The sequence below is a fragment of the Stutzerimonas stutzeri genome (assembly GCF_024448985.1).
Taxonomy (GTDB): domain Bacteria; phylum Pseudomonadota; class Gammaproteobacteria; order Pseudomonadales; family Pseudomonadaceae; genus Stutzerimonas; species Stutzerimonas stutzeri_AP.
In genome coordinates, this window is sequence record NZ_JAMOII010000004.1 from 162,224 (window position 1) to 184,464 (window position 22,241).

Annotated in this window: 18 protein-coding genes; 12 read left to right on the forward strand and 6 right to left on the reverse strand. The window is 60.9% G+C overall.

Features of this window, described 5'->3' with window-relative positions; translation table 11 throughout:
• Positions 1-479: 479 nt before the first annotated feature.
• The 10 genes from NA647_RS08005 to NA647_RS08050 all read left to right on the forward strand — a co-directional run bounded on the left by NA647_RS08005 (position 480) and on the right by NA647_RS08050 (position 12,029).
• Positions 480-2,099, forward strand: coding sequence for a methyl-accepting chemotaxis protein (locus tag NA647_RS08005; RefSeq protein ID WP_256057202.1), 1,620 nt, complete (start codon positions 480-482; stop codon positions 2,097-2,099).
• A gap of 21 nt (positions 2,100-2,120) precedes the next feature.
• Positions 2,121-3,269, forward strand: a complete 1,149-nt coding sequence (locus NA647_RS08010; RefSeq protein WP_256057203.1) for a porin — start codon at positions 2,121-2,123, stop codon at positions 3,267-3,269.
• A gap of 11 nt (positions 3,270-3,280) precedes the next feature.
• Positions 3,281-3,685, forward strand: coding sequence for a phosphate ABC transporter substrate-binding protein (locus NA647_RS08015; RefSeq protein ID WP_256057204.1), 405 nt, complete (start codon positions 3,281-3,283; stop codon positions 3,683-3,685).
• Positions 3,686-3,873: 188 nt separating this feature from the next.
• Positions 3,874-5,808 carry a putative nucleotidyltransferase substrate binding domain-containing protein gene (locus NA647_RS08020; protein WP_256057205.1) on the forward strand — a complete coding sequence of 645 codons (1,935 nt, stop codon included), beginning with the start codon at positions 3,874-3,876 and terminating at the stop codon, positions 5,806-5,808.
• Complete coding sequence (locus tag NA647_RS08025; protein WP_256057206.1) at positions 5,805-6,509, forward strand: 3'-5' exonuclease; 705 nt, start codon at positions 5,805-5,807, stop codon at positions 6,507-6,509. Before NA647_RS08020 ends, NA647_RS08025 begins: the two co-directional genes overlap by 4 nt.
• A 131-nt stretch (positions 6,510-6,640) precedes the next feature.
• Positions 6,641-7,159 carry an RNA polymerase sigma factor gene (locus NA647_RS08030; RefSeq protein WP_256057207.1) on the forward strand — a complete coding sequence of 173 codons (519 nt, stop codon included), beginning with the start codon at positions 6,641-6,643 and terminating at the stop codon, positions 7,157-7,159.
• Positions 7,156-8,142 (forward strand): FecR family protein, encoded by a 987-nt coding sequence (locus tag NA647_RS08035; protein WP_256057208.1) that lies wholly within the window; start codon positions 7,156-7,158, stop codon positions 8,140-8,142. The genes NA647_RS08030 and NA647_RS08035 overlap by 4 nt, the downstream gene beginning before the upstream one ends.
• Before the next feature lie 127 nt (positions 8,143-8,269).
• On the forward strand, positions 8,270-10,729 hold the full coding sequence (locus NA647_RS08040; protein WP_256057209.1) for a TonB-dependent receptor: 2,460 nt from the start codon (positions 8,270-8,272) through the stop codon (positions 10,727-10,729).
• Complete coding sequence (locus NA647_RS08045; RefSeq protein ID WP_256057210.1) at positions 10,729-11,850, forward strand: PepSY-associated TM helix domain-containing protein; 1,122 nt, start codon at positions 10,729-10,731, stop codon at positions 11,848-11,850. The genes NA647_RS08040 and NA647_RS08045 overlap by 1 nt, the downstream gene beginning before the upstream one ends.
• Positions 11,847-12,029 (forward strand): hypothetical protein, encoded by a 183-nt coding sequence (locus tag NA647_RS08050; protein WP_045163942.1) that lies wholly within the window; start codon positions 11,847-11,849, stop codon positions 12,027-12,029. Before NA647_RS08045 ends, NA647_RS08050 begins: the two co-directional genes overlap by 4 nt.
• A gap of 66 nt (positions 12,030-12,095) precedes the next feature.
• Here the strand turns inward: NA647_RS08050 and NA647_RS08055 are convergent, their stop codons facing one another.
• From NA647_RS08055 to NA647_RS08070, 4 genes are all read right to left on the reverse strand, one after another.
• On the reverse strand, positions 12,096-12,617 hold the full coding sequence (locus tag NA647_RS08055; protein WP_256057211.1) for a hypothetical protein: 522 nt from the start codon (positions 12,615-12,617) through the stop codon (positions 12,096-12,098).
• A gap of 97 nt (positions 12,618-12,714) precedes the next feature.
• On the reverse strand, positions 12,715-14,484 hold the full coding sequence (locus NA647_RS08060) for a sodium:solute symporter family protein (RefSeq protein ID WP_256057212.1): 1,770 nt from the start codon (positions 14,482-14,484) through the stop codon (positions 12,715-12,717).
• Positions 14,485-14,490: 6 nt separating this feature from the next.
• Positions 14,491-14,754: a DUF4212 domain-containing protein gene (locus tag NA647_RS08065; RefSeq protein WP_045163945.1), complete on the reverse strand. Its 264-nt coding sequence runs from the start codon at positions 14,752-14,754 to the stop codon at positions 14,491-14,493.
• A gap of 639 nt (positions 14,755-15,393) precedes the next feature.
• On the reverse strand, positions 15,394-15,903 hold the full coding sequence (locus NA647_RS08070) for an ATP-dependent zinc protease (RefSeq protein WP_256057213.1): 510 nt from the start codon (positions 15,901-15,903) through the stop codon (positions 15,394-15,396).
• 182 nt (positions 15,904-16,085) lie between these two features.
• Between NA647_RS08070 and dbpA the strand changes: the two genes are divergently transcribed.
• Positions 16,086-17,465 carry an ATP-dependent RNA helicase DbpA gene (dbpA, locus tag NA647_RS08075; protein WP_256057214.1) on the forward strand — a complete coding sequence of 460 codons (1,380 nt, stop codon included), beginning with the start codon at positions 16,086-16,088 and terminating at the stop codon, positions 17,463-17,465.
• Between the two features lie 65 nt (positions 17,466-17,530).
• On the opposite strand, the gene NA647_RS08080 is transcribed toward dbpA, so the two are convergent.
• Positions 17,531-19,012 carry a PhoX family protein gene (locus NA647_RS08080; protein WP_256047404.1) on the reverse strand — a complete coding sequence of 494 codons (1,482 nt, stop codon included), beginning with the start codon at positions 19,010-19,012 and terminating at the stop codon, positions 17,531-17,533.
• 191 nt (positions 19,013-19,203) lie between these two features.
• Here NA647_RS08080 and yccS point away from each other — a divergent pair, with 191 nt between their 5' ends.
• The gene (gene yccS / locus NA647_RS08085) at positions 19,204-21,390 is read left to right on the forward strand and encodes a YccS family putative transporter (protein ID WP_256057215.1); all 2,187 of its coding nucleotides are present in this window, start codon (positions 19,204-19,206) and stop codon (positions 21,388-21,390) included.
• On the opposite strand, the gene NA647_RS08090 is transcribed toward yccS, so the two are convergent.
• Entirely contained in the window at positions 21,387-22,139 is a 753-nt protein-coding gene (locus NA647_RS08090; RefSeq protein WP_256057216.1) for a substrate-binding periplasmic protein, read from the reverse strand. The two genes, yccS and NA647_RS08090, sit on opposite strands and share 4 nt — an antisense overlap.
• Positions 22,140-22,241: the final 102 nt, after the last annotated feature.

The following is a 22,241-nucleotide window of genomic DNA, read 5'->3' on the forward strand; positions in this document are numbered from 1 at the left end:
CGCCTGTAATCCAGCGCTTTACTGACCAAAAAGCGACTGTGCTCGCTGACGTTAAGGTCGAGCGAATGGGCCATGCGCGTGACGGAATAGGCGATAACAGACGCCGCAACCAGGAGAACCGCTAGCAGCAGGGGAAGCGAGCGACGAAGAAGGATTTGGCTGACGCCCATGAAGTACCCGTTCTACTTATTGGCTGCGCGGACCGGCGAATGTTACCGCAGCGAGGTGATTGTCGAGTTGACCCGTTGAAACCATGCATCCGAATTCTGGAAGCTTTGCTGCTATAGGTCGAAATTAAGGAGCGTAACGATAAAAGCGCCTTTCGTCGTAAGATATTCTGACGCCAACAAAAAAACTTAAGTTTATTTGGGATCTAGCGATACATGACCCAGAAGTCAGTTAGTACCCATAATTTACCCTTGATATCATTACGCCATCATTTGGCTAGCGAACATCTGGCCCTGTCCGGGAACCCTAAAATGCTGAAAAACCTACCACTGACGTTCAAACTGTCCCTCGCGCCTGCCGTTGCGATATTGGGCCTTGTCCTGTTCGTGGGCTACACATCGTTCCAGCTCTCAGCCACCGACTCGCGGTTACACGCGCTGGAAACCCACAGCTACCCCGTGCTGGAACGGGCCGACGCAGCTATTTTCCAGTTCTCGCGCGTCCCTGGCCTGCTCAACAGCGCGGTTGCGGCTGGCGAACAAACTTTGCTCACCGAAGCCGGCGAAGTGCTACAGGACATCAAGGCGCACCAGCACGAACTGCAAAAACTCGTACAGGTGCCCAGCCGCCGCCAGCACCTCGACAATTGGCGTCTCGCCGTGGAGCGCTACGCCGACAATGCCATCTCCGCGTCCAACAAGCTCGTCAGCGGCAGCGCTTCCTTCGAAGACCTGCGCCCGAGTCTCGATCGTATGGGGAACGACCTAGCACAGGCCCAGAGGCTGGCTGCTGAATTCCGCAGCGCCGCTTACGATGACTTCGAGCATACGCTGGCCGAAACCCGCGAAGTCAATGCAACCACCACGCGGCTGGGGATCGTCCTGAGCCTGGCGTTTCTGGTTCTGGTCACCTTGTGCGCGTGGGTCGTGACTCGCAGCATCATGAGCAACGTTCGTGGCGTGATCGACTCATTGCAGGGCATTGCCAGGGGCGACGGCGATCTGACCCGCCGCGTCAACGTCGAGTCCAACGATGAAATCGGCGCAATGATCCGTCTGTTCAACGGCTTCCTCGACAAACTGCAGGGCACCATTCGCCAGATTATCGAGGCCGCCAGCCCGCTCGGCCAGGTATCGAAGGAGCTCTACAACCTGACCCAAGGTTCAGAAGAGAACGCCAAGTCGCAACAGCACCACACTGACTCCATTACCCGCGACATCCTCACCATGACCGGTAGCATTCAAGAGGTGGCGCAGCGCTCGCAGCAGGCCTCCGACGAAGCCAACTCCGCCGCCCGCCAGGCCGCCACCGCGCGTGAGCACGTCGGCAGCCTGTCCAGCGGCATCAGCGATCTGGGCAACAGTGTGATGAGCGCTGTGCAGGCCATGGAGCAGCTGGAAGAGGAAACCCAGGAAGTGGGTTCAGTGCTGACGGTGATCCGCAGCATTGCCGAGCAGACCAATCTGCTGGCGCTCAACGCCGCCATCGAGGCCGCCCGCGCCGGTGAGCAAGGCCGCGGTTTCGCCGTGGTCGCCGATGAGGTGCGTAACCTCGCCCAGAAGACCGCCGCCTCCACCGCCGAAATTCAGCAAATCATCCAGCGGCTGCAAACCAGCGCCAACACCGTGCTTAACGTCATGACCAGCAACGGGGAGAAATCCCGCGCCAGTATCGAGCGCTCGGTAGAAGCCACCCAATTGCTCGAAACCATTGCCCAGACCGTCAACCAGATCGACGAACTCAACGCCGGCATCGCCCAGTTCACTCAGGAGCAGATCGGCCTGTCGAGTTCCATCCAACAAGAAACCCAAGTGTTGCAGCAGGACGCACAAGCAACCGCAAACGGCGCCGAAGCCACTGCTCGTCTCGGCGAGCAACTGGTCAGTACCGGCGACCACCTGCGGGCGGCCACCGCCCAGTTCCGCGTTTAATCAGTGTTAGGAGCATCACCCATGACCGCAGTACGTGTCATAAGCCTGGCAGCTGCCTGCCTGGCAGCAACACCCGCATTCGCTCTCGAGCAGGGCGAGCACCGTTTCAACGGCTTCGGCACCGTCGGCTTCACCCATCTGGGTGGCGAAGACGAAGGCCGCAACTATGGCGTGCAGAGCCAGACCAACGATTCCTGGCGTGGCGACCAGCTATCCAAGTTCGGCGCGCAGCTGAGCTATGGCCTGACCGACACCGTCAGCGTGACCGTTCAGGCCACCGCCAAGGCACAGCATGATGAGTGGAAGGCCGGCCTGGAGTGGGCCTACCTGTCCTGGCAGACCAACGACCAGCTGATGCTCCGTGCCGGCCGTTTGCGCACCCCGATCTATATGTATTCCGAAAGCCTCGACGTCGGGTACACCTACCCCTGGCTACGCCTGCCGGACGAGGTCTACAACCAGGTCGAGGTGACCAACTACGAAGGCGTCGATGCGGTGTACACCGTACCGCTGTCTTTCGGTTCAATCGTATTCCAGGTCGCTGGCGGTCAAGCGATGAACCGTGACATCTATGCTTCCGACGAGCGGTTCGATATCGATTATGGCAAGATACTCGCCGCCAGTGTGAGCCTGGCAACCAATGACTTCGGCATGCTGCGCATCGGCTACGCCGAAACGGCTATCAAAACTGATATTTACGGCACCGTAGACGCTACCGCTATAGGCTGGGGTCCTAACGCAAAGCTTCCAATGATGAGCCTCGATAAAGATAAAGGCAAATTCGCCTCGATCGGCTACCAGTACGACAACGGCACCTGGCTCAGCAGCAACGAGTGGACCTCGCGCACGATCGAAAACGACGGCGCGAAGTCCGTCGATTCTTTCTACCTGATGGGGGGCCGCCGCTTTGGTGACTTCCTGCCGCACGTAACCTACGCACAGCAGGATGACAACGGTGGTCGCCAGAACTCCTGGACCCTGGGCTTGAACTACCAGGCCGCGCCAACCGTAGTAGTCAAGGGCGAGTACAAGCGCGTTGATACTACCAACGGCTACGTCGGGTGGTTTACCCGTAGCGCTCAGGAAGTGTTCGACGAAGTGGTCGTCGGTCCCCCAACCCGCAACTACGACGGCGACATCGTTTCCGTCGGCGTCGATTTCGTATTCTGAGGAGCGTCCAGATGAAAACATCCCTTCGCATTCTCAGTGGCGCAGCCCTGCTCGGCATGATTTCCATGGCTCAGGCCGAAGTCGCCGTAATCGTCAATCCAGGCGCGGCCAAGGCACCTTCGCAGTCTGACGTCGCCAACATCTTTCTGGGCAAGGACAAGTCCATGAAAGGCGTGGACCTCAAGGATTGGACCCCGGCTAAGGAAAGCTTCTACTCGGCAGTTACCAACAAGAACGAGTCGCAGCTGAAGTCCTACTGGTCCGGCCTCGTATTCACCGGCAAGGGCCAGCCGATGGCCAGCGTCGCCGATGACGCAGCGATGGTCGCCAAGGTCGCTGCCGAAGCCGACGCAGTCGGTTATGTCGACAGCGCGGCGGTCAATGATTCGGTCAAGGTGCTGTTCACCCTGCCGTGATTTGATTCTGCAGTGCAAGAAACCGCCTTCTGGGCGGTTTCTTTTTGCGTGCAAAAACCCGCAACACCCTCATCGAATCAACCGACGCCCGTCAGCACAATGCCTCCCTTAGGCGACTAGACTTACGTCCAATGTGCCCTTCCGAACCCACGGCCCACCATTGGGCGCTTGAAAAATGGAAGCGAACCATGAGCAAAGCCGATGCCTTCGCCGAGGCAGGGAAGACTGCTGTGCTGCAGAACATTCACGGGACCATGGAATTTCTGCGCAAGTATCCGCCGTTCAATCAGATGGAACCGGGCCACCTCGCCTATCTGGTCGAAAACTGCCAGCTGCGCTTCTACAGTGAAGGCGACTGCATCATTTCGCCCGACGATGGCATCGTCGAGCACTTCTATATCGTCAAGCAGGGCCGTGTCCATGGCCAGCGGCCGCACACAAGCAAACGCGGAACCGAAACCACCTTCGAAGTGATCCTCGGCGAATGCTTCCCGATGGCCGCGCTGATGGGCGAGCGCGCAACCCGCACCGGTCATTTCGCCGCCGAGGACACCTTCTGTTTTCTGCTGAACAAGCCGGCCTTCGTCAAGCTGGTGTCCAAATCCGCCGCGTTCCGCGACTTCGCCATGCGCGGCGTGAGCAGCCTGCTGGATCTGGTCAATCAGCAGGCACAGATGCGGGCGGTGGAAAATCTCGGTTCGCAATATTCGCTGGAAACCGGAATCGGTGAGTTGGCCTTGCATCATCCCGTTTCCTGCCTGCCCTCGATGCCGCTGAACGAAGCGGTCGCCCTGATGCATGAACACAATGTCGGCAGCATTGTGGTGACCGACGCCGGCCTGCACCCCCAGGGCATCTTCACGCTACGCGACCTGCGCCGCGTGATCGGCACCGGCACGACCGATCTGTCGATGCCCATTGCCCAGTTCATGACACAGGACCCGTTCCACCTGCCGCCGGACGCATCCGCGTTCGACGCGGCGATTGCGATGACCGAGCGGCACATCGGCCATATCTGTGTGGTGGAGAACGGCTTGCTGCGCGGCGTCATTTCCGAGCGCGATCTGTTCTCGCTGCAACGCGTCGATCTGGTTCATCTGGCGCAGGCCATTTCGCATGCCGATAGCGTCGAGACGCTGGTGATCATTCGCAGCCGCATCCAGCAGTTGGTCGACAACATGCTGGCCCACGGTGCCTCGTCCACCCAGATCACGCGCATCATCACCTTGCTCAACGACCACTCGGTGTGCCGGGTGATCGAGCTGGCCATCGACGCGCTGGGCGATCCAGGCGTCCCCTTTACCTGGCTGTGCTTCGGCAGCGAGGGCCGGCGCGAGCAGACGCTGCATACCGACCAGGACAATGGCATTCTCTTCGAAGCCAAGGACGCGGCCGAAGCCGCACACATCCGGGGACGACTGCTGCCACTCGCCGAGCGCATCAACCAGGACCTCGGCACCTGCGGTTTTACCCTGTGCAAGGGCAACATCATGGCCGGCAATCCGCAGCTGTGTTTGTCGCGGCAGGAGTGGCGCCGGCGCTTCAGCTCGTTCATCCGTGAATCGACGCCGGAGAACCTGCTCGGCAGTACCATCTTCTTCGACCTGAGAGCGGTCTGCGGCTCCAGCGATGGCTGTGAGCGGCTGCGCAGCGACCTGCTCGAAGAGATTGCAGAAAATCGGCTGTTTCAGCGGATGATGGCCGAAAATGCGTTGCGTCACCGGCCACCGGTAGGCCGGTTCCGTGACTTCGTCATGACCCGCAAAGGCGACGGCAAGGCGACGCTGGATCTCAAGGTGCAGGGCCTGACGCCCTTCGTCGACGGTGCCCGGCTGCTGGCGCTGGCCAACGGTATCGCCAGCACCAACACGCTCGACCGGCTGCGGCAGCTGGTGGAAAAGCAGGTCGTCGACGAAAAGGATGGCGCGGCCTACGAAGAGGCCTACCATTTCATCCAGCAGACGCGCATGCAGCAACACCAGCAGCAGGCACGCGAGGGGCGGCCCTATTCCAACCGGCTCGACCCTGACACCCTGAACCACCTGGACCGTCGTATCCTGCGCGAATCTTTCCGTCAGGCCCAGCGCCTGCAGAGCAGCCTGACCCTGCGTTATCAGTTATGAACATGCCTTGGTTCAACATGCGTGGTCCGGTACTGGACCTTGAACAGCTGCAGCGACGCGACCGGCTACCCGTGCCGTCGGCACCCGCTACCTGCCCGCTCAGTGAAACGCGTCTGGTGGTGCTGGACCTGGAAACCAGCGGGCTGGATATGCGTCGCGACATCGTTCTGTCCATTGGCGCGGTGGTCATCGAGAACGGCGGCATCGACCTGGGCCAGCAGTTCGAGTCGACGTTGCTGCGACCGGCTCAGAAAATCAGCGAGAGCGTACTTATCCACGGCATCGCGCCGAGCGAGTTGGAAGCCGGCGAAGATCCCGCCGAAGCGTTGCTGGATTTCATGGAGTTCGTCGCTGACAGCCCGATTCTGGCGTTTCATGCCGGTTTCGATCAGCGCATGCTGGCTCGCGCGCTCAGGCAGACGCTCGGCCACAAGCTGCGTCATCCATTCCTCGACGTGGCCGAACTCGCGCCGATGCTGTGTCCCGACAATCGCCCGCGACAGAATGGGCTGGACGACTGGTGCAGTCGTTTCGGCCTGCAAGTGCTGCAGCGTCACCATGCCAGCGCCGACGCGCTCGTAACGGCCGAGCTGGCGCTGATCCTGCTCAGTAAGGCGCGCCGGCAAGGATTGGATAGCTTGGCGGCGCTGAATCAGCGGCTGACTAATTGGCGTCGGCGCCAACAGGCGCAATTGATGTAGCACCGCCGCACATGAATCTCTTCGGATCTGCCGCGTAACCGATAGCCAGTCGTTGCACCGCTAACGGCAACTTGCGATCATGCTGCGAATAGTTCTCGTTACCGGCCAATCCAGGCCTCGGAGCGTTCGTCTTGTCGGCGGGTGAATCGTCCAATCAACTTTTTGTAGGCACGCTGTATCGCGACCATCGTGATTGGCTGCTCAGCTGGCTGCGGCGCTACCAGACCTGCCCGCATCGCGCCGAGGACCTGAGCCAGGATGCATTCCTGCGCCTGCTCAAACGCAATGACCTGGGTGAGGTGCGCGAACCGCGAGCGCTGCTGGCGACGATTGCCCGCGGCCTGCTGATTGACCATTTTCGCCGCAGTGCGCTGGAACGCACCTATCTCGATGAACTGGCGCTTCAGCCGGAAGAAACGCAACCCAGCGCCGAGGAGCAGCTGCAGATCATCGAGGCGCTGCGCGAGGTGAATGCGCTGCTGGGTCAACTGTCCGCGAACGCGCGCGCGGCATTCTTCTACAACCGCCTGGATGGCATGACGCATGCCGAGATTGCCCAACGCCTCGGCGTGTCGGTCCCGCGTGTGCGGCAGTATCTGGCCCAGGCGCTGCGCCAGTGTTACATCGCCGTCTACGGCGAGCCGACATGAGCCTGGACCGCACACCGGTATCGGCCCGCGTCCTCGATGAGGCTATCGCCTGGCAATTGCGCCTGGGGGACGACGCAGCGGGTATCCAGCTCGACGCCGAACTCCAGCGCTGGCTGAACCAAAGCGCCGAGCACGCCAAGGCCTGGGCGCAGCTGGGGGGTATCGATCGGCGTCTGGGAACGATCAACTCGCCAAGCGCCAGGCGCGCCCTGCAGAGCAATGCCGCGACCAAACGGCAGCATGCCGTTAGCCGCACGCTTCTGGGGTTGGCCTTGCTCGGCTTGCTCGGTCTCGGCCTTGCGCTTCAGGCGCGCCCGCTGCCGGTCTGGCTCGCAGACGCAAGCACCGGCGCAGGCGAGCAGCGCAGCCTTACGCTGGACGACAACAGCCGCATCCAGCTGAACAGCCGCAGCGCACTGGACATCCGCTTCGATGAGCGGCGACGCGGACTGTTCCTGCATCAGGGAGAAGTGCTAGTGGAAACGGCGCCGGGAAGCGACCCGCGACCGTTCATCGTGGAAACCGCACATGGCGACCTTCGAGCGCTGGGTACGCGCTTCATCGTTCGTCGCGAAAGGAATGCCACTCGGCTGATCGTGCTGCGCTCGGCGGTCGCCGCGCATCCGGACGACGGGCAAACGGGCCGCACCATAGGCGCTGGCGAGCAGGTGCTGATGCATCGCAATCGCCTCGGAGAGAGTTCGGCCGCGCCCATCGCGGCGGATGCCTGGAGCCTCGGCATGCTCGTCGTTGATGACCTGCCGTTGAGTGAACTGCTGAAAAAACTGGGCGAATACCGCCGCGGCTATCTGGGCCTCGATCCGAGCCTCGAGTCCCTGCGCATCAGCGGCAGCTTTCCGCTGCATGACACCGACCGGGCCCTGGCGGCGCTTCCGCCCAGCCTTCCGGTGCGGATCGAGCGGCACACCGATTGGTGGGTCAAGGTGGTTCCGGCGCAACCCGTCAGCCCCCCGGGCAAGTAGCGACGGCGCCCACCACAGCGGCGCTGCGGGCCCCTATGAAATATTTTCAGCGGCCCCTATCACTTTTCATTTCTGATCCGGCCTGATGAATAACTGAGACATATTCCTATTCGGGAGTTATTCACAAATGCCATCGCTTTCACTGTTCCGTCCCAGCCTCCTGGCCGTTGCTATTGCCGTCGCACCACTGCCACTACTGGCCCAGGCGGCCAACGGCGAAGCGGTTATTGGCGATGTTCGCGAGTACTCTCTGCCCGCCGCACCTCTGGCCTCGACCCTCAATCGTATCGCCGCCGAAGCGGGACTGGTGCTCAGCATCGATCCGGCGTTGACCCGCGACCGCCTGGCCGAGCCGGTACAAGGCCGCTTCGATGGCCAGGGTGCGCTGCAGCGAGCCTTGCGCGGCACCGGACTCGAACTTCGTCAGGACCCTTCGGGCAGCTTCAGTTTGCAGCAGGCAGCAACCGAGGCGATGGCACTGCCGGATGTCACCGTGACGGCAACCGAGGCGTTGGCTGAGGGCGGCGAAGAAAGCGGCTATCGCGCCAGCGCCGTGCGAAACGTCGGCGCGCTGGGCGGAATGGCACTCCAGGATGCTCCCTATTCGGTGGCAGTGATTTCCTCGGAGCTGATGGATAACATCCAGGCCACCTCCAGCGACGACATCTTCAAGCTCAGCCCGACCACGCAGTTCACCTCCCCGACCAGCGCCGGTTACGCCAGCGCGGTAGCCATTCGCGGCTTCAGCGGCGTCGGCAACCTGAGTATCGCCAATGATGGCCTGCGCTTCAGTAACGGCTACGATGGCGGCAACTTCATCGAGGAAATGGAGCGGCTGGAAATCCTCAGCGGTCTGTCCGGCTTCCTATATGGTCCGGCCAGCCCCGGCGGACTGGTCAACTACGTGCTCAAGCGCCCCACTGCCGAGCGCTACAACAGCGTGACCTACGGCACCCCTGGCGGCGAGAACCAGTACCTGCACGGCGACTTCGGCGGGCCGATCGACAGCGAAGGTCGCTTCGCCTACCGCGTCAACCTGCTCGCCCAGGACGGTGAAACCGCCATCGATGGCCAGGTCGAACGCCGTCACATGGCCAGCGTCGCACTGGACTGGAACGTCAGCGACGACTTGCTCATCCAGTTCGACGCCTCGCACAAGCAGAGTGAGACGCGGGGCCTCACCAGCTACTGGTACTTCGCCGATCAAGCATTCCGGCCTGATGCCGACGACTTGGAGAACGACGAGCTCTATAGCCAACGCTGGGCCTACAACGACAGCCGCCACGACCGTGTCGGCAGCCGCTTCCAGTGGCGCCTGAGCGACGTGTTCAGCCTGCGCGGCGCGCTGGGCTACAGCCAGTACACGACCGAATACGCCTATACGGGGCCGACCGTGAATTCGGCCGGCGTGTACGTCCAGCCACTCTATGCCTTCGCCCCGGTAGAAACCGAAGAGACCTCGGGCAACCTGTTTCTCGATGCAGTTTTCGACACCGTGGGCATCGGCCATGAGATGACCTTCGGTTACCAAGGAAACATCGCACGGGTTCGCTATAACACCGATTACATCCCTTATGCCGCAGGCACGTTCTGCGGCAGTACTGGTAATGGGCCGCAATATGTAGATGTACTGTGCGGCGCGGCTTCCTTCGACAAATATCCGCAAGTCGCCAAGCCCGCCTACGACCTTGGCGACGGCGACTACCATCTGGCCAGCCGCTCCCAGGCCGACAGCGTACTGATCGGCGACGTCATCACATTCAACGAGCAATGGTCGACGATCCTTGGCGTGACGCACTCACGTATCAAGACCTTCAGCGACAACTTCGTCTGGGTCGAAGCGTTCGGCAGCCCGCCGGCGATAGAGGACTACAGCGAAACTAAAACCTCGCCCAACGTCTCGCTCGTCTACAAGCCAGTCGAGTGGCTGACTACGTACGTGACCTATATCGAAGGTCTGCAGACGGGTGGCGTGGCGCCGAGCGGCTCGAACAACGCCGGCCAGGCACTTGCGCCGATCGTCAGCGAGCAGTACGAAATCGGTGCGAAAGCCGAGCTCGGCGGTGCCCTGTACACCGTTGCGCTGTTCGACATCGAGAAGCCCAACACCTACACCAATGCAGCCAACTTCTTCGTTCAGGATGGCATGCAGAACAACAAGGGCCTGGAGTTCAGCGTATCGGGCAACGTTACCCCAGCACTGACGCTGGTGGGCGGCGTCACTTTGCTCGATCCGGTCGTAGAAGGCGCGGCGAACGCTGCCAACGACGGCAATCGCCCGGTCGACGTGGCGCGGCACCTGGCCAAGCTGTACGGCGAGTACGCGATCTTCGGCGTACCCGGGCTGACACTCACCGGTGGCGCCTTCTATACGGGCAAGCAATACACCGACGAGGCCAACGACCACACCATCCCCTCGTTCACCACTTTCGACCTAGGCGGTCGCTATCGCATGGCCTTGGCGGATGAACGAGCTCTGACCCTGCGCGCCAACTTGAGCAACCTGACCGACGAGGAATACTGGCTGAGCAGCCATTACCTTGGGGCACCCCGCACCCTCAAGCTGTCGGCGCAGCTGGAGTTCTAATGCGGACCACCACCATCCGTCGCTGGTCATTCGTCCACACCTGGACCAGCCTGATCTGCACGCTGTTCCTGCTGATGCTTGCCATTACCGGGCTACCGCTGATCTTTCACCACGAGCTGGAGCACCTGCTTGGCGAAGCGCCGGAGCTGCGCGAAATGTCCGCCGACACGCCGCGTCTCGACCTGCAGCAACTGGTATCTGCCGCTGAACGGCATCGGCCGCAAGAGGTGGTCCAGTACCTGGGCTGGGAAGCAGACGAGCCGTCCGGTGTGGTCGCCATCATGGCCGCGACCGCCGGCACCGAGCCGAACAGTTCGTACACATTCATGCTCGACGCCCGAAGCGGTGAGGCGGTGGCGATGCCGGCGGCCAATGGCGGCATCATGATGTTTTTCCTGCGCATGCACGTGGACATGTTCGCCGGTCTGCCGGGCAAGCTGCTGCTGGCGTTCATGGGCGTGTTGTTCGTGACCGCGATCGTTTCGGGCGTGGTGCTCTATGCGCCCTTCATGCGTCGGCTGCGCTTCGCCGAGGTGCGTCGCGACCGCTCGCGGCGCACCCGCTGGCTGGACCTGCACAACCTGATCGGCATCGTCACCCTGACCTGGGCATTGGTGGTCGGCGTCACTGGCGTGATCACCGCAACGGCGGACCTGTTGATCGCCGCCTGGCGCAATGAATCGCTCGCCGCCATGGTCGAGCCCTATCGCGATGCGCCGCCGCTCGAGCGCCGAGCGCCCGCAAGCGATCTGCTGACCATCGCCGGAAGGGCCGCGCCGGGCATGGTGCCGGACTTCATTGCCTTTCCCGGCACACGCTTCTCCAGCGAGCATCACTACGCGGTGTTCATGGTCGGAGCCACGCACCTGACCTCGCACCTGTGGACGCCAGTCCTGATCGATGCGCAGACGCTCCAGGTCACCGCGGTTGGCACCCGCCCCTGGTACATGGATGCGCTGTCGCTGTCCTCGCCGCTGCACTTCGGCGATTACGGCGGGCGGCCGATGCAGATTCTCTGGGCGGTGCTGGACGTGCTGACGATCATCGTACTCGGCAGCGGTCTCTATCTATGGTGGGTACGACGTCGCGGCGCCACATCGACGCGCGAGGTGATGGCATGAGCTGGCGCCAATCGACGTTTCTGCTGCCCAGCCTGATCGCCCTGCTCGGCATGGCCGGATTGTTCGCCGCGCTGTTGGGTGATGGCTGGTGGGATACCTTGGCCTGGCTCGGGTTGGGCGCGCAGGCGGGACTGGGGTTGTGGCCCCTGTTACCCCGGCCGCGAAAGCCGAGCCGGTAGCGAAAGGATCAACCAGCGCCAGCAGCCCTGACCGCCATAGCGGGCGGCATCGCTGGCATGGAGTGATCAGGAGTGATTGGCTGTGCAAACGGCCTGGTAAAGCGGCGCAGCCACGTCCAGTTCGGTCATGGTTTCAAACTTCGCCTGACCTTCCTCGTTCAGCCGGAACATCACCTTCTCGGTGCACAGCGCCTGGTAATTCGCGCTTTTCACCGTGGATATCAGATGGTGCTTTTCAAAGCGATACAGGGTGAAACGAGCGACGGGACCCTTGCTTGTCTCTTCAACCTGCGCGCTCGCGCCATCGAGTACCGTATAGACCAGTGGCATCGGGAACTTGATGGTCCAGGGGCGCCAGAACATCTCGCCCTCTTCGCTCGATACCACAACGGAGCCTTGCGGTAGACGCGCTTGCTTGGTGTCGAACCAGGTGTATTCGTAATAGATGGTGTAGCCGAGCATGCCCAGACCGGCAAATGCCGGGATGATCCACTTCGGTAGCCGCTTACGGGTCAGGCTGCGCAACAACAGCGCGACCCCCGCACCCGCCACTGCGGCGACGATTGCGGCGATTAGATGCCAGATCATATGGATCTTCCTTAAAAAAGTCGGGCTTCCAAATGGAAGCCCGACTTGTTTCACCCATGGGTCAGATTCTAAACCCAACTTCTGGACGAATTAACACTTAGTGATCAAGCGCAGCGCCCGCGCCTTTCGGAGTACGAACACTTTCAACCAGATCCTGAATGGCCTGCGGAGGTGCTTCAGTAGACATCGAAACGGCGTAAGCCACTGCGAAGTTAAGCATCGCACCGATAGCACCGAAGGCTTGCGGGGAAATACCGAACATCCACTCGGCAGGCGTGTTGGCGAACGACGCAGTGCCTGGAATGAAGAACCAGCCCAGATACAGGAAGATGTAGACGCTGGTGCTAACCAGACCAACCAGCATGCCCGCGACGGCGCCCTTGCTGTTCACACGCTTGGAGAAGATCCCCATCATCAGCGCCGGGAACAGACTCGATGCCGCCAGACCGAACGCCAGTGCCACCACCTGTGCCGCAAAGCCTGGTGGATTCAGCCCCAGCCAGGTAGCTACGAGAATCGCACCCGTCATGGAAAGACGAGCAGCCAGCATCTCGCTCTTCTCGCTGATCTTCGGATTGATGATCGTCTTGATCAAGTCATGACTGATCGCCGAGGAGATAGCCAGCAGCAGACCTGCAGCTGTCGACAGCGCTGCCGCGATACCGCCCGCCGCGATCAGACCGACAACCCAGCCAGGCAGGTTGGCGATTTCCGGGTTGGCCAGAACGATGATGTCGTTATTGACGACCAGCTCGTTGCCGTTCCAGCCGCGCTCTTGCGCAGTAGGAGCAAAGGCAGCGTTGGTGTCGTTGTACATCTGGATACGGCCATCATTGTTCTTGTCCTCGAACTGGATCAGACCGGTTTCTTCCCAGGTCTGCATCCAGGCCGGACGCTCTGCATGGAGAATCGCTTCAGCCTGAGGACCTTCCGGATAGATGGTGTTGACCAGGTTCAGACGAGCCATGGACGCAACGGCCGGAGCAGTCAGGTACAGCAGCGCGATGAAAACCAGAGTCCAGCCAGCCGACCAGCGAGCATCAGCCACTTTCGGTACGGTGAAGAAGCGAATGATGACGTGCGGCAGACCAGCAGTACCGATCATCAGCGACAGGGTGAACAGGAACATGTTCAGCTTGTTATCAACGTCGGCAGTGTAAGCAGCAAAGCCCAGATCCTGGACAACGAGGTCAAGCCGATCAAGCAGAGGCATACCGGATTCGACGTGGGTACCGAACATACCGAACATCGGGATCGGGTTACCGGTCAGCTGGAAGGCGATGAACACGGCAGGAATGGTGTACGCAATGATCAGCACCACGTATTGCGCCACCTGGGTATAGGTGATGCCCTTCATGCCGCCGAATACCGCATAGGCGAACACGATGGCGGCCGCAAGCCATATGCCAACGTCGTTGCTCACTTCGAGGAAGCGGGAGAAGGCAACACCAGCACCGGACATCTGGCCGATCACGTAGGTGACCGAAATCAGAATCAGGCAGATAACCGCAACCAGGCGCGCGCCTCGGCTGTAGAAACGGTCACCGATGAAGTCAGGTACGGTGAACTTGCCGAATTTACGCAGGTAGGGCGCCAGCAGCATCGCCAGCAGCACGTAGCCGCCAGTCCAGCCCATCAGGTAAACCGAAGTCGCGTAACCACCGGAAGCGATGATACCCGCCATCGAAATGAAAGAAGCCGCAGACATCCAGTCAGCTGCAGTTGCCATACCGTTAGTTACGGGATGGACGCCACCGCCAGCTACGTAGAACTCTTTGGTCGACCCAGCTCGGGCCCACACCGCAATCCCTATATATAGGAGAAAGGATGCGCCCACGAACAACATGTTAATCCAATATTGACTCATTCTGGCTTACTCCTCGACCCCAAATTCCTTGTCCAGTTTGTTCAACCGCCACGCGTAGTGGAAGATGATCAAAATGAACGTAATGATGGAACCTTGCTGAGCGAACCAGAACCCCAGATCTGTTCCGCCGACCGGTATACCGGACAGCAACGGGCGCAAGAGGATAGCAAAGCCATATGAGACGAGAGCCCAAACCACAAGGCTCCATGTTATGAGGCGAACGTTCGCCTTCCAGTACGCAGCAGCATTTTCTTTATCGGCGTCGGCCATTGACGTTCTCCGTCTTATTTTTATTGCGAGTGAGAGGAACCACATCGTGAATCTAGCAAGGATGGGTTCTGAAAAGAAAGCCCCGACTTTAGTCTGACGAACGTTATAGAACGCCATCTAAACCGCTGCATTGCGGCATTTCGCATACGCTTTCAAGGCACGGCAAGCTGTCGCTCGATAGCGTTTGATCCTCGATGTGACACTCCTACGCTCGATGACCCGCTACGACCGGGGACAAACCAGCCCCCCTTCCCAACGCGAACAGCACCCGGGTACGCCCGGCGGCTCGAAACTGCCAACCTTAATCGAACATAAAAACGCGCCAATCGTTTCTGCTCTTATGACATCCAATCCAAAGCAAGCATGAACAATCAAATATGAACATTTCAATTCATTACGTTTAAAAATCTAATACAGGCCTTAAACCAGCCACATAAATTTAATCGCCACATCAATAAAACGACACAATAAACTTAATGCCAAAAAAATATAATTCAGCCTTAACAATGCAGCGCATAGTTCTGGCTTTCGGATTTTTGAATTAAAAAAAAGGCGGATAAGCGCAATTCAGAACGCACTTTCTGGCACTACATCAGCTCGTTCTTTCGCATATCCGCCATCAACGCATGCGCATCCGTCTCAGCAGGTCGGTCGCCCTGCCGTGTACTTGTCGGCCGGATCGATCGCAGCGTTCAGGTCGCGGATGGTTTGTGCGCCGATCAGCAATGGATAACTGAAGTGGGTACGATCGGTGAGATTCACCTCAGCCTCGCGCAGCTGGTCGCCGATGCACAGCTGCATGCCAATGAGTGGCCGCTCCGCACGTGGCGGCTCGCTGTTTGGATCGACCTCAACACCTTCTTCGGAGCGGGTTTTGATCTGACTGATGCCGATCAGGGGCTGCTCGTAGAGGGTGTCATCGGCGCCGTCGACAGCCAGGCGGAAGCGCACCCAATCCTCACCGTCACGCTGGAACTGCTCGATGTCACGCGCTGACAACGATGCGGTCATAGCTCCGGTGTCCATCTTGGCCGGCAGGGTCTTGCCGATTTCTTCGATCTTGATGTGTTCGTAACGCCCGTAAAGCGTAGGGTCGGCCGCGAACGCTGGAAGCGCCAACAGCCCTGCAAGGAAAAGAACGCGAGACAAAAACAACCTCCTGGAACGAGTCATGGACAAGTATCGATCGGCACCACACCTGCGGGGTTCCGTCTGTCTGTCCTACAAAACGTTTCGCCTCGATGAAGGGCCGCCTCGATGGCATGCTTGATCTCCGCGTGAGCCAGCGGCCCTGATAGACTGCAGGCCGATCCCCGCCGAAGACTTTCCCCGTGCCCAGTACCGCATTTTCTTCCCTGCCTCTTTCCGCAGCCATGCTGGCCAACCTCGAGGCCCTCGGCTACAGCGAGATGACCCCGATCCAGGCCCAGAGCCTGCCCGTGATGCTCAAGGGCATGGACCTCATTGCCCAGGCCAAAACCGGTAGCGGCAAGACCGCCGCCTTCGGTATCGCTCTGCTCGAACCACTCAATCCGCGCTATTTCGGTTGCCAGGCTTTAGTGCTTTGCCCGACCCGCGAGCTGGCCGATCAGGTTGCCAAGGAACTGCGCCGGCTGGCGCGCGCGGCTGACAACATCAAGATTCTCACGCTCTGCGGCGGCGTTTCCATCGGCCCGCAGATCGGCTCGTTGGAGCACGGCGCACACGTCATTGTCGGTACTCCTGGACGTATCCAGGAGCACCTGAAAAAAGGCACTCTAAAACTCGACGGCCTGAACACGCTGGTGCTCGACGAGGCCGATCGCATGCTCGACATGGGCTTTTACGATGCCATCGCGGAAATCATCGAGCAGACGCCGGGCAAGCGGCAGACGCTGCTGTTCTCGGCGACCTACCCTTCGGGCATCAAGCAACTTTCGGCTACCTTCATGCGCGACCCGCAGCAGGTTAAGGCCGAGGCGCTGCATGACGATTCACAGATCGAACAGCGCTTCTACGAAATCGACGCCGATGACCGAATGGATGCGGTGGTGCGCGTGCTCGCCAGCTTCCGCCCGGAAACCTGTGTCGCCTTCTGCTTTACCAAGCAGCAGTGCCAGGAACTGGTCGACCAGCTCACGGCCAAGGGCATCTCGGCCATGGCGCTCAACGGGGATCTGGAACAACGCGATCGAGACCAAGTGCTGGCGATGTTCGCCAACCGCAGTCTGTCGGTGCTGGTGGCCACCGATGTCGCCGCGCGCGGCCTGGATATCGACGCGCTGGACATGGTCATCAACGTCGAGCTGGCACGCGACTCGGAAATCCACATTCACCGTGTCGGGCGCACCGGGCGTGCCGGCAGAAAGGGGATCGCAATCAGCCTGGTGGCCCCCGCCGAAGCCCATCGCGCCCGCGCAATCGAAGAACGCCAGAAGGCGCCGCTCAACTGGCAGCCGCTGAGCGAACTGAAAGCGCAGCCTGGCGAGCTGCTACGCCCTCCCATGGTGACGCTCTGCATCGGCGCGGGACGCAAGGATAAATTGCGCCCCGGCGACATTCTGGGTGCGCTGACCGGCGATGCGGGCATTCCCGGCACCCAGGTTGGCAAGATTGCGATCTTCGATTTCCAGGCGTTCGTCGCCGTCGAGCGCGACGTCGCCAAACAGGCGTTGAATCGTCTCAATGCCGGGAAGATCAAAGGGCGGTCGTTGAAGGTGAGGCAGCTTTAAGCCGGAAGCCGGAAGCAAGCAGCTTTGACTTCCAGCTTCCAGCTTTAGACCTCCAGCTGCCTTTATTACAACGACCCGCGCGCCCATGGGCCCCAGATGGCGAACGTGATGCCAGGGGTCTGGATGTTGACGAAGAGGAAATGCCCGGTCGGATCGAAGCAGGCGCCGCAGAACTCACGGCTGCGATAATCGTCACCTGACACGTTCTTACCGGCCGCAGCAGCCTGGACGTCATCGAACACCACGTTGTTCTTGGCGAAAACATAGGCTTCACCGGCGGTGGTCAGGCCCAACAGGCGCTCGCCGAAACCGTACATGTCCTGCGCGCCACCGCCGTCTTCACAGAGCAGCACGCCGCCGCGCGGGCTGACCGTGATGTTGTCGGGGTTGTTGGCGATCTCGGCGTCCGTGGAAGCGAAGACACAGGTCAGGCGATCGGTGGCCAGGTCATGCATCCACACCGCGCCCTCTCCGTAGCCCGCACGGCCCTGGCTGTCCGTGCCAGCACTGGTATCAACAATGTAGAGCTTGCCTTCGCTGTACCAAATGCCTTCGCCGCGGCTCATGCTCAAACCACCGGCGCGACGTGCCTGGGCGTACGGGCCGCTACCTTCCGGCTGCGGTTCCAGGTCTGGATAGGCGACTTCAACCCACTCCAACTGGTAGCTGTCGCCCTGCTTCGGCGCGTGCAGATCGACCAGAGCACGATCTCGAACACGTGCCGCCTGCAGGATGCCGCCCGCGGCGAGTGAACCCGGCTGTTGGCTGGCATTGCTGGGGATGTAGCGGTAGTAGCCAGAACGGTTGCGTGAGTCTTCGGTCAAGTAGACGTAGCTGTTGCGCGGATCGACAGCGACCGCCTCGTGTGCGAAACGACCCATCTGGATAATCGGCTCGCCGGTAGTCAGCGCCGGGTCGGCTGTCACTTCGAATACATAGCCGTGGGCGCGACCACCGACACTGCGATAGTCGGCGGTGGTTTCTTCGCAGGACAACCAGGTGCCCCAAGGGGTGACGCCACCGGCACAGTTGGTGCGGGTTCCGCCCAGGCTCGGGACCGTACGGACAGGCTGCGCAATATCGCGGGAAACGTAGAGGTTCGTGGTGCCGCCGGCTGGACGCTGGCCATTGGACAGCGTGACGTCGTCATAGATGCCGGTGGCGTCGATCAACGGACCGGTGCTGGCTTCATGGTTACGGACCAGCACAATTTCCTGACCATGCTGACCACGGCGCACGCTGATAACGCCCATGCCGTCATGAGAGGTAGGAACGGGCTGGCCGTTTTCCATCATGTCGCCGGTCCAGGAAAAGCTTTTGTACTGAAAACCGTCGGGCAGCTGAAGCAGCTCAAGGCCAGTGGACAGGTCTTTTACTGGCCGCACTGGGCCATAACTGCTACGAACCAGACCAGCGCCGCGGCCCTGAGCATTACGGGCGGCAAATGCTTCCAGCGTGCCGAGGAATGGCGTGCTGGCGACGACGGCGGCAGTAATGGCGCTGCCCTTGAGCAGGCTGCGGCGGCTGGCATCATGTTCACGGTTCATGCGATGTCCTCTGTTATAGGAATGGGTGGAGGGGCCGCATGAATAAAGCCAGCGAAATACGGCAGAACCATGACCAAGCGATGGCGTTCCGGTGATGCAGGACAGACGGACGGTATAAGCTTTGCCATGGTCACCGTGACGTCCGAACGCTTCGGGCGTCCAAATAGCTTCTCAGTCGGGTCCGAACGTCCATGCGCTCACCATCGCTCAGCCATTCCCTACGCCGCCTCTGGGCGCTGGAGAAATTCGGCTACAGCCTGCGCGTGCTGATTGCGCTGGCCGGCAGCATGGGCCTGAGCTGGCACCTCGGGCAGCCGTCGATGGCCATCCCGCTGTTTCTCGGCGTGATAGCCAGCGCCCTGGCGGAAACCGACGACAGTTGGCTGGGGCGGTTGTCGGCTTTGCTGGTCACCTTGTTGTGCTTCGCCGTTGCGGCCGTCTCGGTAAAATTGCTGTTCCCCTACCCATGGCTGTTTGTCAGCGGAATGGCCCTTGCTGCATTTGCCCTGGTGATGCTTGGCGCGCTGGGTGAGCGCTACGCGACAATCGCCCAAGCGACGTTGATCCTGTCGATCTACAGCATGATCGCTGCCGATCAGCGCGGCGGCGACCCACTCAACCCCTGGACCGATCCGTTGCTGCTGCTGGCAGGGGCAACGTGGTATGGCCTGCTGTCGGTCCTCTGGAATGCGCTGTTCTCGCACCAGCCGGTGCAGCAGAGCCTGGCCAGGCTGTATCGGGAGCTAGGGCAGTATTTCAAACTCAAAGCGACGCTGTTCGAGCCAATACGCCAGCTCGATGTGGAGGAGCGCCGGCTGCAGTTGGCGCAACAAAACTGTCGGGTAGTCAGCGCGCTGAACGCCACCAAGGAAACCCTGCTGCATCGCCTCGGTAACGGTCGTCCCGGCGTCAAGATCAGCCATTACCTCAAACTCTATTTCCTCGCACAGGACCTGCACGAGCGCGTCAGCTCCTCTCACTATCCCTACCAGGCGCTGGCCGAGGCCTTCTTCCACAGCGACGTGCTGTTCCGCTGCGGCAGGCTGCTGCGGTTGCAGGGCATCGCCTGCGCCGAACTGGCCAAGGCCATACAGCTGCGCCAGCCCTTTCGCTACAGCGAAGCCAATACCCAGGCACTGGGCGATCTGGAATCGTCGCTGGAACACTTGCGCATGCAAAGCAATCCGGCCTGGCGCGGGCTGTTGCGCTCGCTGCGGGCGCTGTCGAGCAACCTATCGACGATGCAGCGCCAGCTCGCCAGTGCCAGCAACCCCGACGCCCTGGAAGGCGAACAGGACAGCAGCCTGCTGGACCGCGAGCCGCAATCGTTACGCGACGCCCTCGCCCGCATCCGCTTGCAGCTCACACCTACCTCGCTGCTGTTCCGTCATGCCCTGCGCATGAGCCTGGCATTGGTGTGCGGCTACGCGGTACTGCACGCGATCCACCCGGAACAGGGCTACTGGGTGCTGCTGACGACGGTGTTCGTCTGCCAGCCGAACTACGGCGCGACACGGATCAAGTTGGTACAGCGCGTGACCGGCACCCTGCTCGGACTGGTGGTGGGCTGGGCGCTGTTCGATCTGTTTCCGAGTCAGCAGATCCAGGCGCTGTTCGCCGTGGTCGCCGGGGTGGTGTTCTTCGCCACACGAAGCAGCCGCTACACCCTGGCGACCGCCGCAATCACCTTGCTGGTGCTGTTCTGCTTCAACCAGGTCGGTGACGGCTACGGGCTGATCTGGCCGCGCCTGGTCGATACCTTGCTGGGTAGCCTTATCGCCGCGGCAGCGGTGTTCCTGATTCTTCCGGACTGGCAGGGTCGCCGGCTTAACCGGATGGTTGCCAATACGCTCAGCCGCAGCGCGGATTACCTGCGTCAAATCATGCGTCAGTACGAGAGCGGCAAACGCGACGACCTGGCGTACCGGCTGGCCCGACGCAACGCGCATAACGCCGATGCCGCGCTGTCTACCACGCTATCGAACATGCTGCTGGAGCCCGGTCATTTCCGAAAGGATGCCGAGACCGGCTTTCGCTTTCTGATTCTTTCCCACACCCTGCTCAACTATCTGTCAGGGTTGGGCGCACACCGCGAAAGCCTGCCCGACGACGCCCGCGACGACATGCTCGAGCGTGCAGCACAGCAACTGGCAAGCAGCCTCGACGAACTGGCAACGGCTTTGCGAACCAATCAACCAGTGGCGGTCTATAGCGATGAGGAGGAAGCCCTCGCGCAACAGCTCGAACAAGCAGCCGAGGACCAGGACGATGCACACCGGCTGCTGCAAACCCAGCTGGGCCTGATCTGCCGTCAGCTGGCGCCGCTGCGCAGTATGGCCAGCCACCTGGTGCGCCAGGCGCCCCCCGCTCAGGGCTAAGGCAACGCTTTGGGCGCAGGCAGCCCATGACGGAGAAAGATCGCCGCATAGCTGCCGTCTCGTTCCATCGCCGCGATCTCGCGATTGAACGCTGCAAGAATCGTCGCCTGCTGCGGATGGCTGTTGCGTACCGCCAGCGACAGATCGCGCAGGCTGAACTCACCCGGCACGAACGACAAGGCGTCGCTCACTTGCTTCAGTTCGCGACGGAAATGGAACAGAGCGGTGCGCTCATCTTCCAGCGTCAGATCGACGCGCCCGACCAGCAGCATCCTCGCGGCCTGGACGAAATTTACAGCGTATCCCTTGTTCAGACGCGAATCGTTTTCTAGCTCATCGCTATAGCTATAGCCGCGGCTCAGCGCGATGGAATAATCCGCCAGGCTGGCGAGGCCGTCATAACGAATGTCATTGTCGCGTCGCTGCACCCAACGCATGCGATTGGTCAGAAAAGGCTGTGAGAGGCGTATATATCCGACTCGGTTGAGGGCCGGCCAGCCGTTGATCATGTCGTAGGTGCCATTCTTCAGGCCCAGCACCGCGCGCGCCCAAGGCACCTCGATGTATTCAATCTGGTAGCCCGCACGGCCAAGCGCAGTGCGGATGAGGTCGACCGACAAACCATCCTCGGGCAGCCGTCGATCCGTATAAGGCGGCCAGGCGTTGCCCGCCAGACGTAGCACGTCGGCCGACAGGGACGTGCTCGCCAGCAGCAATGCCAACCATAGAAGACGGCTTGTACATTTCATGGACTTCTCGCCCTCATAGCGAAGCGCCATTACCCATAGCAAAGCACAAGGTGAACCGATTGCCATGTCCGTCTCGTCGGCTGCCCCAAGCCCAGGCTGCAG

What these genes read in the sequence shown, in the direction of transcription:
- NA647_RS08005 (WP_256057202.1), top strand. Translation starts at nt 480, where the DNA reads ATGCTGAAAAACCTACCACTGACGTTCAAACTGTCCCTCGCGCCTGCC.
- NA647_RS08010 (WP_256057203.1), top strand. Translation starts at nt 2,121, where the DNA reads ATGACCGCAGTACGTGTCATAAGCCTGGCAGCTGCCTGCCTGGCAGCA.
- NA647_RS08015 (WP_256057204.1), top strand. Translation starts at nt 3,281, where the DNA reads ATGAAAACATCCCTTCGCATTCTCAGTGGCGCAGCCCTGCTCGGCATG.
- NA647_RS08020 (WP_256057205.1), top strand. Translation starts at nt 3,874, where the DNA reads ATGAGCAAAGCCGATGCCTTCGCCGAGGCAGGGAAGACTGCTGTGCTG.
- NA647_RS08025 (WP_256057206.1), top strand. Translation starts at nt 5,805, where the DNA reads ATGAACATGCCTTGGTTCAACATGCGTGGTCCGGTACTGGACCTTGAA.
- NA647_RS08035 (WP_256057208.1), top strand. Translation starts at nt 7,156, where the DNA reads ATGAGCCTGGACCGCACACCGGTATCGGCCCGCGTCCTCGATGAGGCT.
- NA647_RS08040 (WP_256057209.1), top strand. Translation starts at nt 8,270, where the DNA reads ATGCCATCGCTTTCACTGTTCCGTCCCAGCCTCCTGGCCGTTGCTATT.
- NA647_RS08045 (WP_256057210.1), top strand. Translation starts at nt 10,729, where the DNA reads ATGCGGACCACCACCATCCGTCGCTGGTCATTCGTCCACACCTGGACC.
- NA647_RS08050 (WP_045163942.1), top strand. Translation starts at nt 11,847, where the DNA reads ATGAGCTGGCGCCAATCGACGTTTCTGCTGCCCAGCCTGATCGCCCTG.
- NA647_RS08055 (WP_256057211.1), bottom strand. Translation starts at nt 12,617, where the DNA reads ATGATCTGGCATCTAATCGCCGCAATCGTCGCCGCAGTGGCGGGTGCG.
- NA647_RS08060 (WP_256057212.1), bottom strand. Translation starts at nt 14,484, where the DNA reads ATGAGTCAATATTGGATTAACATGTTGTTCGTGGGCGCATCCTTTCTC.
- NA647_RS08065 (WP_045163945.1), bottom strand. Translation starts at nt 14,754, where the DNA reads ATGGCCGACGCCGATAAAGAAAATGCTGCTGCGTACTGGAAGGCGAAC.
- NA647_RS08080 (WP_256047404.1), bottom strand. Translation starts at nt 19,012, where the DNA reads ATGAACCGTGAACATGATGCCAGCCGCCGCAGCCTGCTCAAGGGCAGC.
- yccS (WP_256057215.1), top strand. Translation starts at nt 19,204, where the DNA reads ATGCGCTCACCATCGCTCAGCCATTCCCTACGCCGCCTCTGGGCGCTG.
- NA647_RS08090 (WP_256057216.1), bottom strand. Translation starts at nt 22,139, where the DNA reads ATGAAATGTACAAGCCGTCTTCTATGGTTGGCATTGCTGCTGGCGAGC.